13 protein-coding genes are annotated in these 12,500 nt (G+C 45.8%); 7 read left to right on the top strand and 6 right to left on the bottom strand.

What is annotated here, in order from left to right:
* Positions 1–332: 332 nt before the first annotated feature.
* Both EYR25_RS05340 and EYR25_RS05345 read left to right on the top strand, forming a co-directional pair.
* Complete coding sequence (locus EYR25_RS05340; protein ID WP_133178757.1) at positions 333–884, top strand: cytochrome b; 552 nt, start codon at positions 333–335, stop codon at positions 882–884.
* A gap of 4 nt (positions 885–888) precedes the next feature.
* Positions 889–1,464, top strand: a complete 576-nt coding sequence (locus EYR25_RS05345; RefSeq protein WP_133178758.1) for a YceI family protein — start codon at positions 889–891, stop codon at positions 1,462–1,464.
* Between the two features lie 83 nt (positions 1,465–1,547).
* Here EYR25_RS05345 and EYR25_RS05350 read toward each other — a convergent pair whose 3' ends face one another.
* Together EYR25_RS05350 and mutY are read right to left on the bottom strand one after the other, a co-directional pair.
* Positions 1,548–1,826: an oxidative damage protection protein gene (locus EYR25_RS05350; RefSeq protein ID WP_023266529.1), complete on the bottom strand. Its 279-nt coding sequence runs from the start codon at positions 1,824–1,826 to the stop codon at positions 1,548–1,550.
* A 9-nt stretch (positions 1,827–1,835) separates the two neighbouring features.
* Positions 1,836–2,954 carry an A/G-specific adenine glycosylase gene (mutY, locus tag EYR25_RS05355; protein ID WP_133178759.1) on the bottom strand — a complete coding sequence of 373 codons (1,119 nt, stop codon included), beginning with the start codon at positions 2,952–2,954 and terminating at the stop codon, positions 1,836–1,838.
* A 179-nt stretch (positions 2,955–3,133) separates the two neighbouring features.
* On the opposite strand from mutY, the gene trmB reads away from it, so the two are divergent.
* The 5 genes from trmB (at position 3,134) to EYR25_RS05380 (ending at position 7,496) form a co-directional block, all read left to right on the top strand.
* Positions 3,134–3,850, top strand: coding sequence for a tRNA (guanosine(46)-N7)-methyltransferase TrmB (gene trmB, locus EYR25_RS05360; RefSeq protein ID WP_023266527.1), 717 nt, complete (start codon positions 3,134–3,136; stop codon positions 3,848–3,850).
* Between the two features lie 45 nt (positions 3,851–3,895).
* Positions 3,896–4,222: a YggL family protein gene (locus EYR25_RS05365; protein WP_011621970.1), complete on the top strand. Its 327-nt coding sequence runs from the start codon at positions 3,896–3,898 to the stop codon at positions 4,220–4,222.
* Positions 4,222–5,136 (top strand): glutaminase B, encoded by a 915-nt coding sequence (gene glsB / locus EYR25_RS05370; RefSeq protein ID WP_011621971.1) that lies wholly within the window; start codon positions 4,222–4,224, stop codon positions 5,134–5,136. The genes EYR25_RS05365 and glsB overlap by 1 nt, the downstream gene beginning before the upstream one ends.
* Positions 5,137–5,314: 178 nt before the next feature.
* Positions 5,315–6,136 carry a YggN family protein gene (locus EYR25_RS05375; protein WP_133178760.1) on the top strand — a complete coding sequence of 274 codons (822 nt, stop codon included), beginning with the start codon at positions 5,315–5,317 and terminating at the stop codon, positions 6,134–6,136.
* 418 nt (positions 6,137–6,554) lie between these two features.
* Positions 6,555–7,496: a LysR family transcriptional regulator gene (locus tag EYR25_RS05380; protein WP_133178761.1), complete on the top strand. Its 942-nt coding sequence runs from the start codon at positions 6,555–6,557 to the stop codon at positions 7,494–7,496.
* 624 nt (positions 7,497–8,120) lie between these two features.
* On the opposite strand, the gene EYR25_RS05385 is transcribed toward EYR25_RS05380, so the two are convergent.
* The 4 genes from EYR25_RS05385 to EYR25_RS05400 form a co-directional block, all read right to left on the bottom strand.
* Positions 8,121–9,968, bottom strand: coding sequence for a DUF885 domain-containing protein (locus EYR25_RS05385; RefSeq protein WP_133178762.1), 1,848 nt, complete (start codon positions 9,966–9,968; stop codon positions 8,121–8,123).
* A gap of 152 nt (positions 9,969–10,120) precedes the next feature.
* Positions 10,121–11,278 (bottom strand): radical SAM family heme chaperone HemW, encoded by a 1,158-nt coding sequence (hemW, locus tag EYR25_RS05390; protein ID WP_133178763.1) that lies wholly within the window; start codon positions 11,276–11,278, stop codon positions 10,121–10,123.
* A complete protein-coding gene (gene rdgB, locus EYR25_RS05395) occupies positions 11,278–11,895 on the bottom strand; it encodes an RdgB/HAM1 family non-canonical purine NTP pyrophosphatase (RefSeq protein ID WP_011625625.1) in 618 nt (205 codons plus the stop codon). The genes hemW and rdgB overlap by 1 nt, the downstream gene beginning before the upstream one ends.
* A gap of 156 nt (positions 11,896–12,051) precedes the next feature.
* On the bottom strand, positions 12,052–12,486 hold the full coding sequence (locus tag EYR25_RS05400) for a DUF4426 domain-containing protein (protein ID WP_133178764.1): 435 nt from the start codon (positions 12,484–12,486) through the stop codon (positions 12,052–12,054).
* Positions 12,487–12,500 lie beyond the last annotated feature (14 nt).

Below are 12,500 nucleotides of genomic sequence, written 5' to 3' on the forward strand. Positions count from 1 at the left end.
TCGAAGTGCGGCTATATTAGCGAGGGTGTTTATCCTCTGCAAGCGCTTTTTCCTGATAAATGATGTGTTCGACTGTTTAATGTGCACTTTGGCTGTTTTTTATCAATAAACCCATTGGGAACGGGATTATTTGATGCCGCAAAGTTGTTTTTCCTGCCGCGTGAGTAACCTGTTTAATCCCCGTAATCAGCGTTAACACCATAATTGCGCTAATATTTCTATATTTTAGAAAGATATGAGCTATTTTTACTGATTTTAGTTTTTATTTTTCGTTCTATGATAATGACTATTATTTGATTATACGACTAAGTGCAGAGGTTTAAACTCGCTATATGTTTAGAAATACAAAGTTGAATTATGGACTTATTGCTATTGCCTGCCATTGGCTGAGTGCAGTTGTCGTGATTGGACTCTTTGCCGTTGGTGTGTGGATGGTGGAACTGACCTACTACAGCCCATGGTACAAAACGGCGCCACATTGGCACAAAAGCGTTGGGATTTTGCTGCTGGCGGTAACCCTGTTTCGTTTAGTTTGGCGTTTGGTTAATCCAAAGCCCGCTTCAGAGCAAAATCACCAGACATGGGAAAAGGTTAGCGCCCAGATTGCCCATGGCGCGATTTACCTCTTATTACTGGTGATTATGGCCGCTGGTATTTTGATTTCGACGGCAGAGGGCCGTGGAATTATGGTGTTTGACTGGTTTGAGTTACCCGGCCTAACGCCACTGATTGAAAATCAGGCTGATATCGCGGGAGATATTCACCAATATGCCGCCTACAGCTTGATTGCTCTGGTTTTACTGCATGCGTTAGGTGCGTTAAAGCACCATTTTATCGATAAAGATTCAACACTACTCAAGATGATTAAATTTAACCGAGGATAATATAATGAAAAAACAACTATTAGCTGCTTTGATTGGCGCGTCTTTACTGGCTCCTATGGCTGCATCTGCCGCCAATTATGTGATTGACCGTGAAGGCGCCCATGCCTCTATTACCTTTAAAGTAAGTCACTTAGGTTATAGCTATGTAGTTGGCCGTTTTAATGATTTCAGTGGTGATTTCAGCTACGACGCTAAAAATCCAACGGCAGCTAAAGTGAATGTTAAAGTGAACACCTTAAGCGTGGACTCTAACCATGCCGAGCGTGATAAACACATCCGTAGTGCTGACTTTTTAAATACGGCTAAATTTGCAGAAGCGACTTTCGTTTCGACCTCGGTTGAAGACAAAGGCAATGGTGATCTGGTTATCACTGGTAACTTCACGCTAAACGGAGTGACTAAACCGCTGGCAATCCAAGCGCATGCTGTGGGTGAAGGTCAAGATCCTTGGGGCGGATACCGTGCAGGCTTTACCGGTACTACCACGTTTGCGATGAAAGATTACGGTATCAAGATGGACCTAGGCCCAGCGTCTGCCAATGTTGAGTTAGATTTAGTGGTAGAAGGTGTGCGTAAGTAACCTTAAGGTTACTGAGCTGCATTTATCAGCGAATAAAAAAGCGCCAACGGCGCTTTTTTACTTTAAGAGATAGTCACTTAGGTTTATTCCTGATCTTTTTCGGGCACAAAGCCTTCAATTTCCACTTCTTTTCCTTCGAAGAGGAAAGAGGTCATTTGCTCTTCCAAAAACTTACGATCATCAACATTCATCATGTTGAGTTTCTTTTCGTTAATCAGCATGGTCTGCTTCTTCTGCCATAGGCCCCAAGCTTCTTTACTGATGTTATCAAAAATGCGTTTACCTAAATCACCTGGATACAGTTGAAAGTCTAGGCCGTCGGCTTCTTTATTTAAATATACGCAATTGACTGTACGCGCCATGATTATTCCTTACTGACTGTCGAGGTTGCTAGCATTAGCTACGAGTGATCCCAAGTTGGCTAACACACGCTCGGTTGCGGCGGCGAGCCCCACTTTGGAAGGTTGATTGATGTTATACCAGAGAGACTGGTTTTGTTCCATGACTGCGCCCACGCTCTGCTTACCCAAGGTTTGCTTGTTGTAGCCAATCGCGTGGCTATCTAAATTCAGTAGCATGGGCTGAATATCTAAATGGAAATGGCTAAAGGTATGCCTAAAACCGATTAATGGTTCGAGTTGCGCAGCGTGATAACCCTGGGCTTCAAGCGCTGCATTGAGTGCGGCTTGAGTACTAAACTCGGGGAAGCACCAGAGTCCGCCCCAAATACCAGCAGGCGGGCGCTTAGCCAAGAAGACTTGGTTATCTTTAAGCAAAACCAACATCCAAGCGGCTTTCTCTGGGATAGTCTTCTTCGGTTTCTTACCCGGGAAATCGGTCTGCCTTCCCATAAGTTGGGCTTTGCAATCGACAGCCACAGGACAAGCAGCACAATTGGGTTTGCTGCGAGTACAAATACTGGCACCAATATCCATCATGGCTTGGTTATATTTTTGAATATCCTGCTCTGGCGTTAACTGCTCGGTGAGTTGCCAGAGTTGTTCTTCCACTGGCTTTTGACCGGGCCAGCCCGCAATCGCACCGTGGCGTGCTAATACACGCTTAACATTGCCATCGAGGATCGGATGATGTTGCCCAAGTGATAGGGATAACACTGCACCCGCGGTCGAGCGGCCAATACCTGGTAGCGCTAACACTTGCTCGAAGTCTGTTGGAAATTGCCCCTGATACAAATCGCGAACCATCTTAGCGGCTTTATGCAGATTGCGAGCTCTGGCGTAATAACCCAGGCCAGTCCAATGATGCAGAACTTCATCATCCGGCGCGTTAGCGAGGGCTAAGACATCGGGGAAACGTGCCATAAAACGCTGGTAATAGGGGATAACAGTCGCTACCTGAGTTTGTTGCAGCATAATCTCTGAAACCCATACGCGATATGGGGTTTTATCTTGCTGCCAAGGGAGGGTTTTACGACCGTGGTTGTCGTACCAATTAACGATACGTGTAGCAAAGGAGGCTGTAGATTTCATCGGCGCAGTGTAGCGGGAGATTGGTTGGCAAACAAGTAACAGACTATCGAAAAATCGGCCTAGATTCGCTCTCTAGGATAATCTTGTTATACTTCGCCTCCATTAGTGCTTGCACTGTAAGTTGAACTTTGGATAATGCCCTTCTTTTTAGATGGTGTTGTCCACGAGACGAGGCAAAAATGAGCGAAGTCACTACCGCTGAATTTAATGAAGAAGGCAAGTATCTGCGTAAGATCAGAAGCTTTGTCCTAAGAGAAGGTCGTTTGACCAAAGGTCAAGCGCAAGCCATTGAGACTCAGTGGCCAACAATGGGCTTAGATTACAGCCCAACACCATTAAACTTGACCGAAGTGTTTGGTCGCGAAGCCGATACTGTACTGGAAATCGGTTTCGGCATGGGTGCCTCTTTAGTACAAATGGCTCAAGAAGCTCCTGAGCTTAACTTTATTGGTATAGAAGTCCATAAGCCTGGCGTTGGATCATGCCTAAGTGACGCCGCCGCTGCTGGGGTGACTAATCTTCGCGTGTATCACCATGATGCAATGGAAGTGTTAGAACATGCTATTGCCGATGGCAGTCTTGCTCGCGTGCAATTGTTCTTCCCCGATCCTTGGCATAAAAAGCGTCACCACAAGCGCCGCATCGTGCAGGCGGAATTTGCTGAGCTTATCCGTCGCAAACTGAAGATTGGTGGCGTGTTCCATATGGCAACCGACTGGGAAAACTACAGCGAGCATATGCTGGAAGTTATGAATGCGGCCAATGGTTATAAAAACCAATCCGCCGATGGTACCGTGGTGCCACGCCCAGATCATCGTCCACTCACTAAATTTGAAGCCCGCGGTCATCGCCTCGGCCATGGCGTGTGGGATCTGATGTTTGAGCGTATCGCTTAACATCTTTTATTGATTTTATTTTTTAACACAACGGGGAAAATCACTATGGCAAAGAATCGTAGCCGTCGTTTACGTAAGAAAATGCGCGTTGATGAATTCCAAGAGTTAGGTTTTGACATTACTTGGACCTTCGATGCATCTGTCTCTGAAGCTGATATTGATGCAACGGTCGATAAGTTTATCGATGAAGTCATTGAAGCCCGTAAGTTAGGTTTCCACGGCGGTGGTCATATCGAGTGGGAAGGTATTATTGCGACCCAAACTATCGGTAAGTGCACCGAGGAAGATGTTGCTGCTGTGAAGGCATTCTGGGCGGGTCAAAAAGTGACTCAACTCGAAGTTAGCGATCTGTACGATATCTGGTGGAGTTAATGCCAGAACAGGCGTTATTAGAGGAAGTGGTCGACAAAGTTCGACCCTTGCTCGGCCAAGGAAAGGTTGCTAATTATATCCCTGCGCTCGCCAATGTTGATGCCGGTAAATTGGGCATTGCCGTGACCACAATCGACGGTGAAACCATAGGCGCAGGCGATTACCTTGAGCCATTTTCAATTCAAAGTATTTCTAAAGTTTTCAGCTTAACCTTAGCGCTAACTTTATATGAAGAAACCGAAATTTGGAGCCGCGTCGGCAAAGAACCCTCGGGACATTCCTTCAATTCATTAGTCCAAGTTGAACTCGAGCGGGGTAAACCTCGCAATCCCTTTATTAATGCTGGCGCGTTAGTCATCGCCGACTTATTGCAGAGCCGTTTAGGGGCACCTAAGCATCGGATGTTGGAATTGGTCAGGGCGCTGAGTCAAAACGATAAAGTCTGTTTCGACAAGCAAGTGGCTGATTCTGAATATCAGCACAGTGCACGTAATGCGGCCATCGCTTATCTGATGAAATCCTTCGGTAATTTTCAAGGTGACGTCGATACAGTGCTGCGCACTTATTTTCATTATTGCGCCTTAAAAATGAATTGCGCCGACCTATCGCGGGCGATGTTGTATTTAGCCAATCGCGGTAAAACCTTAGACGGCACTGAACTTATTTCGCAGGTACAGACTCGGCAGTTAAATGCCCTGTTAGCAACCTCTGGCTTATATGACGGTGCCGGTGAGTTTGCCTACCGTGTTGGTATGCCAGGAAAAAGCGGTGTTGGCGGCGGTATTATTGCGGTGATCCCCGGGGAACTCTCGGTCTGTGTTTGGTCTCCCGAATTAGACAATCAAGGTAATTCCCTTGCGGGGACGGCGATGCTGGAACATCTCAGTCAGCGCCTCGGACGTTCAATCTTCTGATTTAATTCTCCAATTAGCACTGTTAGGCTAACTATTAGTTAAATTCACTAATCTGCTATCGGTGCTAATCTATATAACTCCATACTAATCATATTGTTACAAAGTTGGCATATCTTCTGCTATTTGTCTTTTAGCATGTTAGCTTAGTCGAATTCCTCAGATTAAAGGATGAACAACAATGAAGATAAATACCCTATTAACTGGAGTGGCATTATCGGGCGTTATTTTAGGCACTTCAGGCTTGCAATCAGTACAAGCGAAAACCGAGCCGCAAATTGATGAGCGCTGTGAGGTTTCCCTTAATTATGATGTGAGAGTCGAGCCTAAAAAATTAGTGATGAGCGAGAAGGGCGCCGAGAAGTATCGCATCGAGGTCGACAAGTTATACGTTGAAGGCAAGCAGGTCACCTTAACCGATAAACAGAAGAAACTGGTGAGCCAATATGCCGATGAGGTATCGACTCAGGTGCCTGAGGTGATTGAATTAGTCAATGAAGCGGTTGCACTGGCGTCTCAAGCTGTGGGAATGGCATTAACGCCGCTGATGGGCGATGCCGCAGGTGCTAAGTTTGATGAGATGATGGCGGGCGTGCAGAAGCGTGTCGATGCCGTAGCCTACAAACAGGGCGATAGTTTTTACCTTGGTGCGACTGAAGAGTCGATGCAAAACACATTTAACGATGAATTTGAACGGGAAATGGAGCAAATCGTGCAAAACTCCATTGGCACCTTGATGATGAATATCGGCGGCCAAATTCTTGCGGGCGACGGTGAATCCTTCGAAGCCAAGATGGAAGCATTTTCACAAAAAATGGATAAGCTAGGCGATGATATTGAGCAGCAAATTGAATCCCAATCTAAGGGGCTTGAAGCGAAAGCCGACCGTTTATGTGACCGTTTTGAAAACCTGCTAGTGCTTGAAAATCAACTGCGTAAAGAAGTACCTGAATTAGCACCTTATGTGTTGACGCAAAACACTCACCGCGAATTACGTGAATAATGCTCGCAAGGATAGTTAAGGTCTAAACGGGTTTGAGCCAGGTTAAGCCAACCTAACTGACACCATAAATACCGTGATATAAATGATAAAGCCTCAGCACGTTAAGTGTCTGGGGCTTTTTAATGAACAATTCTTATTAAGCAGATTGATATTAATCTCAATGCTTGCAGCTATTTAGTATGGAATGTTACAGTCTAAAGACTAATGTTTGGTATACTCTTAAAATATAATGAAAAGCTGGCAATTCAGTCAGATAAAAAACTCTACTTTAGCGGACTTTTTCGGGCTAAATCTCTACAACGAACCCATTTGCTGTGAGATATTAAGGCATTAGGGGATGCTCTATGGCATTTGTGCCGCATTCCTATGCTATTCCGAAAGTTTAAATCACTGTCGAAACTGCTTAAGGCGACTTTCCATGTTAGAACTATTAGAACCTATTGCGATTTTTACTCATGTGGCTAGAGCCGGAAGTTTTAGTGCCGCTGCAAGAAGGCTTGGGATCTCTAAATCTAAGGTCAGTACGCAGGTCGCCGATCTCGAGCATAGACTCGGTGTTCAATTGATCCAGCGTACTACTCGTAGCTTAAGTTTGACTGAAGCTGGGCATTTATTATATCTGCAAGGTGAAGAGTTACTCCGCGATGCCGAACAGGCCATTGCTAGCGTGCATAACTTAAACGATGCAACCCGCGGCGTGTTAAAAGTAGGGATTTCCCAGTCCTTTGGCGCTATGCATATCATTCCTGCTTTACCCTCTTTTATGGCTAAACATCCTGAACTCGAACTACAAGTCAGTTTGCTTGATCATAAAGTTGATGTGGTCAGCGAAGGTTTAGACTTATTGCTGACTATGTCAGAGCAATTACCGCTTGGTATGGTGGCGCGTCCTTTGATGAAATGTCAGTTCCTCCTCGTTGCCTCCCCCGATTACATTGCTAAACATGGTGCACCGTCACGCCCTGAACAATTAGTCGACCATAACTGCTTGGTGTATCAAGGTGAGTGGCATGAGCACAGCATGTGGCAGTTTAAAAAAGGCGATGATTACTGTGAGATTGGTGTCTCTGGTAACTTTAGGGTGGATAATGCTCCGGCTTTAAAATCAGCGGCGGTTAGTGGCTTAGGGGTTGTATATCTTGCTAGTTACTTGATGGAGGATGAAATCGCTAAGGGGACCTTAGTGCCGCTGCTGAGGGATTGGCAATTGACTCATCATTTACCGCTACAGGCCGTTTATCCTCGCCGTAAACACTTAGCGCCTAAGGTGAGCGCCTTCATTGAGTTTATTAAAGACCATATTGGCAATCCGCCTTATTGGGACATTCCCTATGCGGAACTCTTCAGTGAACGTCAGTAATTTTGGAAACATTGTTCTTAAAATGCGTTTAATGCGTTTTGGGAGCGTTTGTTGATATTTTTAATTTTTATTAATCAATAGGTTGTGTTGTTTTTGTTTTGCATTCCAGTTTGATTTTTTAGCATTGTCTGAAACAAGTTTTTGAAGCCTGTATTGAAGTTTGTTCTTAAATGAATACAATGGATATCAGATGATTCGGAATGACCTGAGTCCTACACTTTTACTGGAAATGACCCCTTTTGGTATTAGCGTACAGGTTGGCAGCAATGCAGTTTCGGATCACAGCCAGCAGAAGTTTGCGAACTAAAACAATGTTGGCTTTTAAACCATCATCCTAGTTTTTGGTTTACCTCAGCTCATTAGGCTGAGGTAATTTTTTTCTGATGGTTGAGTGCGGGAAACGAGTTTTGTCTCTCTGTACCCTAAAGTCACACCGAGTGTTAGCTACTTGCTTAATACATCAAATATAGTGACCCACAGTGAGATAGGGTTTTATGACCAAGCTGGTGATAAATCCAATAAAAAGGCCACTTCAAAAGTGGCTTTTTTATTGGCCGCGGTTTAAGGATGTTATTCGCAACGGTTTTTAAGGGAGGCTAGCGTTAGCCTCCCACGGTTCCAAGCTTAGGCTTTGTTAACACTAGCAATCCATTGATCGACTTGCTCTTCCAGCACATCTAAAGGCAAAGCACCATTTGCCAAGACTAAAGTATGGAAATCCCGGATATCAAACTTATCACCCAGTTGTTTTTCCGCCTTGTGTCTCAGTTCGAGTAACTTAATCATCCCAACTTTATAGGCAGTAGCTTGCGATGGCATAACGATATGACGTTCGACCATTTTCTTCGCATCGGATTTTGCGTTAGGGGTATTATCGACGTAATAAGCTATCCCTTGTTCGCGGGTCCATTTCTTGGCGTGAATACCTGTATCGACCACTAAACGGCAAGCTCGCCATAACTCCATCGCCAGTCGACCAAAATCGGAGTAAGGGTCAGCATATAAGCCCATCTCCTTCGGGAAAGATTCACTGTAGAGCCCCCAACCTTCGATATAGGCGGTATAGCCACCAAACTTACGGAACTTAGGAATATCCTTTAGCTCCTGCGAGATAGCGATTTGCATATGGTGGCCAGGGATCCCCTCATGGTAAGCCAGTGCTTCCATCTGGTATTTGGGCATGGCTTTCATATCGTAGAGGTTGGCATAGTAGCTACCAGGGCGAGAGCCATCGGGTGCTGGTTGCTCATAGAAGGCTTTACCCGCGGATTTTTCCCTAAAGGCTTCAACCTGTTTGACTATCATGGCCGCCTTAGGCTTGACCTTAAAGACTTCATCCAAGCGTGAGCGCATATTATCGATAAGCTTGGTCGCATCGGCTAAATATGCCGCCTTTCCTTCGGCGGTATTTGGATAATAGAACTGCGGATCATCGCGCATAAAGGTGAAGAACTCTTGCAAGGTGCCGTTAAAATTCACCTTTTTCATAATGGCGCGCATTTCATTATGGATGCGCTCCACTTCGGCAAGACCAAGTTGATGGATTTCATCCGCCGTCATCTGGGTAGTCGTGGTGCGCGCAAGGGCATTGTTATAAAACGCCTCGCCGTCGGGGAGTTTCCAAACCCCATCGCGGGTATCGGCCTTGGCTTCTAAGGTTTTGATATAGGCGATAAGCGTCTTGTATGCAGGCTCAACTTGCGAGACTAGTGCTTTTTCTGCATCGGCAATAAGTTGGGCTTTTTCTGCTTCAGTGATACTGAGTGCGTTCACTTTTTTGCGAAAATCCGCTAACAAGGCACTGTCTTCGCTTTTATCGAAGGGGGCGCCTTTAATGATGTTCTGGCTGTCAGAAATCACGTAACCAAACACAAATTTAGGGGCAATAATGCCTTTATCAGCGCGCACTTCTAGCGCCTGTTGCAGTTGGCTTAGGCGTTTGGGCACGCCATTTAAGCGGCTGATATAGGCTTTAGCATCGCTGACATCGGTGATCTGGTGTTGATTAATCAGGAAGGAGGCGATCATCGAGTGGCCGCCATACATCTGATTAACTGGGTAGTTATGGTAACGCCACTGGTAGTCTTTGATATCGTTATTCAGGTTTTGGGTGAGTAATGTCAGGCTTAGGCGAGTTTGTGGGTCAAGCTTACTCGCATCCAGTTGATTCACTTCGGCTAGCTGTTTCTTGGTGCGTGCCAACTCACGGGCATCCGCCTCATCGCCAATGTCGTCCCACTTATCATAGTCCTGCTTTATACCCATATAGGTTTGCGCAATGGGGCTTGCCATGATGTTTTCCATAAAGATGGCTTCAAACAAGGCGTTGGCTTTTTCTGACTCGCTTTGGGCGGCAACACTTGCACTGGCCACATTATGTGAGTCACTTAAGGTCGGCACGGCATAGGAGGGCAGTGCTAGCAGGGCGGAGAGGGTAAATGCGACTAAGCTGATGTTCGTTTTTATTGGCATGATCAGGCTTCCTTAACAGTGTTCAGGCAATTCTAAAGAAGCAGGGGGAAAATGTATGAATATAAATGTTAGAAAATGTGTTAGCCATAAAAGATGCTTCATCGAGAAACCTAGGCTAACACATTATTTATATGGGAAATTTAATTAGTGAATTAACAAAATTGCGTCAGTAAATCGTTCACAAACATGTGACCTTTACTGGTTAATTGCCAATGTTCAGCCGATTCGGTCAGTAAACCCCGTTGTTTGGCCTTTTCCATTCCCTCTTTCAACGTATCTCGGTGTAAACCAGTTCTGTCTTCAAACTCTTGCTTAGGGATAGGCGTCATTAAGCGCAGGCGATTCATCAAGTATTCGAGGGCGCGATCTTCTTCGGCGACCTCAGCCTGTTCGAAGATATAGTTGTCGGCAGCTAAATAACCTTTAGGGTGTTTGATTTTGACCGTGCGAATAATACGGTTTTCTTCGGGCAAGGTTACTTTGCCATGGGCGCCGCAGCCAATACCTAAATAATCGCCAAACTGCCAATAGTTAAGGTTATGCCTGCATTGATAACCGGGTTTGGCATAGGCCGAGATTTCATACTGCTCATAACCGAGTGCCGCTAACTTTTGTTGCCCTTGTTCGTAGATCTGCCAGAGATCTTCATCGTCGGGCAGCTGCGGCGGTTTTGAGTGGAACAGGGTATTAGGCTCAATCGTCAGTTGATACCAAGACAAATGCGGCGGATTGAGCGCCGCAGCTGTATCTATATCCGCCATGGCCTCAGCAAAACTTTGATTCGGAAGTCCGTGCATCAAATCCAAGTTAAAACTTAAATAACCCGCTTGGCTGGCTTTTTGGGCGGCGGTTTGAGCTTCGTTTTGATCGTGGATCCGTCCCAGCAGATTGAGCTTATCCTTAGAGAAACTCTGTACACCAATTGATAATCGGGTGACCCCTGCGGCGCGGTAGGCACTAAAGTCATCGTGCTCTAGGGTGCCAGGGTTGGCCTCCATGGTGATTTCAATATCGTCACTGAAGGGAATGAGCGCATTGGCACTATCCAATATCCGTTTGATTTGATTGGCATCAAACAGAGATGGCGTTCCACCACCAATAAAAATGGTGTGTATCTTACGGCCTTGTACTAAGTGCAAATCTTGGCGTAAGTCCGCTAGCAGCGCATCCACATAGGCCTTTTGGGGTAATTCGCCATTTTGCCCATGGGAGTTAAAGTCGCAGTAAGGGCATTTTTGTACACACCAAGGGATATGGATGTACAGGCTCAACGGCGGCAGGGTTAACTGAGGTGACACATTCACTGACATTATTGGGCGTTCCCGTCGGTAAATACGCCTTTTTCCTGCATGGCAGCAATCAGTTGCACTAAAGCTTTACCACGGTGACTCAAGGCATTTTTTTCGTCACTGCTCATTTGGGCTGCGCTGCAATCATGGTGTTCTGGGATAAAAATCGGATCGTAACCATGGCCGTTATCCCCCCGTTGTACGAAGTCGATTTGGCCTTCCCACGAGGCTTGGCAAATGATGGGAGTTGGGTCCTTCGCATGGCGCATATAGACTAAAACGCATTGGAATCTGGCCGTACGTGGCGCAGGATTATCCTTTAATGTGTCTAAGAGTTTTAACACATTGTCTTGATCCTTAGCATTTTCCCCCGCATAGCGCGCTGAGTAGATGCCCGGCGCACCTTGAAGTAAATCGACTTCTAATCCCGAGTCATCGGCAATGGCGGCAAGTCCGGTAATTTGCGCCGCATGTCTGGCTTTGATAATGGCGTTTTCGACAAAGGTGGTGCCCGTTTCGGCCACTTCGCTAACGTTAAATTGGCTTTGTGGCAGCACTTTTACGCCATAGGCGGCGAGCATTTGATCGAATTCGGCAAGTTTACCTTTATTGCCACTGGCGAGGACGATTTGTTGCATGGAATACCTATTGGATTGGGCGCTCTTGGCTGTATGTCACTGAGTGTGAACATTGAGCGATGTCATTGGACTGTATGCGGCAATGATACCCAAGCTTGGCGGTAAAGGACAGAAAAGGCAGGACGATATTACATCATCCTGCCTATGAGGTTGGAATTATTCGACGTAGAACTTTTGCTTAAACTGCAGATTGGTGTTGAGTTGGTTGCCGTGTTTGATGGCGATGTTGAAATTGATTTCTTGATCGTCGCGGTAAGGCACTTCTGCGATGTAGTAAATAGCCTCACCTTCACGGATTTCTCTAAATTTCAGATCGATACGCGCATCGAGTAGGTTATTGGCCACGCCGGTGATTTCAACGGGCACTGCGGGAGAGCCTGCTTCACTTGTATCTAATACGGCAATGTTAATGATGCCTCTGTAGCTACTACGTTCGATACCGTAGGATTTCGCAATACTAGGGGTTAAAAAGGTGCTGCCCAGCGCCATGTAATGAATATCGAAATTACCGACAGTTTCTTTTTGCTCGGCATTAGCTGCGCCACACAGGCTTGCGGTTAAGGCGAGCATAATAAGGAGATTACGTAACATGATGTTGTACCTTA

Source organism: Shewanella decolorationis (assembly GCF_004354305.1).
GTDB lineage: Bacteria > Pseudomonadota > Gammaproteobacteria > Enterobacterales > Shewanellaceae > Shewanella > Shewanella decolorationis.

Excerpts from the sequence above, each read along its gene's own strand:
- EYR25_RS05350 (WP_023266529.1), bottom strand. The coding sequence starts at position 1,826 with ATGGCGCGTACAGTCAATTGCGTATATTTAAATAAAGAAGCCGACGGC.
- EYR25_RS05345 (WP_133178758.1), top strand. The coding sequence starts at position 889 with ATGAAAAAACAACTATTAGCTGCTTTGATTGGCGCGTCTTTACTGGCT.
- EYR25_RS05340 (WP_133178757.1), top strand. The coding sequence starts at position 333 with ATGTTTAGAAATACAAAGTTGAATTATGGACTTATTGCTATTGCCTGC.
- rdgB (WP_011625625.1), bottom strand. The coding sequence starts at position 11,895 with ATGCAACAAATCGTCCTCGCCAGTGGCAATAAAGGTAAACTTGCCGAA.
- EYR25_RS05365 (WP_011621970.1), top strand. The coding sequence starts at position 3,896 with ATGGCAAAGAATCGTAGCCGTCGTTTACGTAAGAAAATGCGCGTTGAT.
- mutY (WP_133178759.1), bottom strand. The coding sequence starts at position 2,954 with ATGAAATCTACAGCCTCCTTTGCTACACGTATCGTTAATTGGTACGAC.
- glsB (WP_011621971.1), top strand. The coding sequence starts at position 4,222 with ATGCCAGAACAGGCGTTATTAGAGGAAGTGGTCGACAAAGTTCGACCC.
- hemW (WP_133178763.1), bottom strand. The coding sequence starts at position 11,278 with ATGTCAGTGAATGTGTCACCTCAGTTAACCCTGCCGCCGTTGAGCCTG.
- EYR25_RS05385 (WP_133178762.1), bottom strand. The coding sequence starts at position 9,968 with ATGCCAATAAAAACGAACATCAGCTTAGTCGCATTTACCCTCTCCGCC.
- EYR25_RS05400 (WP_133178764.1), bottom strand. The coding sequence starts at position 12,486 with ATGTTACGTAATCTCCTTATTATGCTCGCCTTAACCGCAAGCCTGTGT.
- EYR25_RS05380 (WP_133178761.1), top strand. The coding sequence starts at position 6,555 with ATGTTAGAACTATTAGAACCTATTGCGATTTTTACTCATGTGGCTAGA.
- trmB (WP_023266527.1), top strand. The coding sequence starts at position 3,134 with ATGAGCGAAGTCACTACCGCTGAATTTAATGAAGAAGGCAAGTATCTG.
- EYR25_RS05375 (WP_133178760.1), top strand. The coding sequence starts at position 5,315 with ATGAAGATAAATACCCTATTAACTGGAGTGGCATTATCGGGCGTTATT.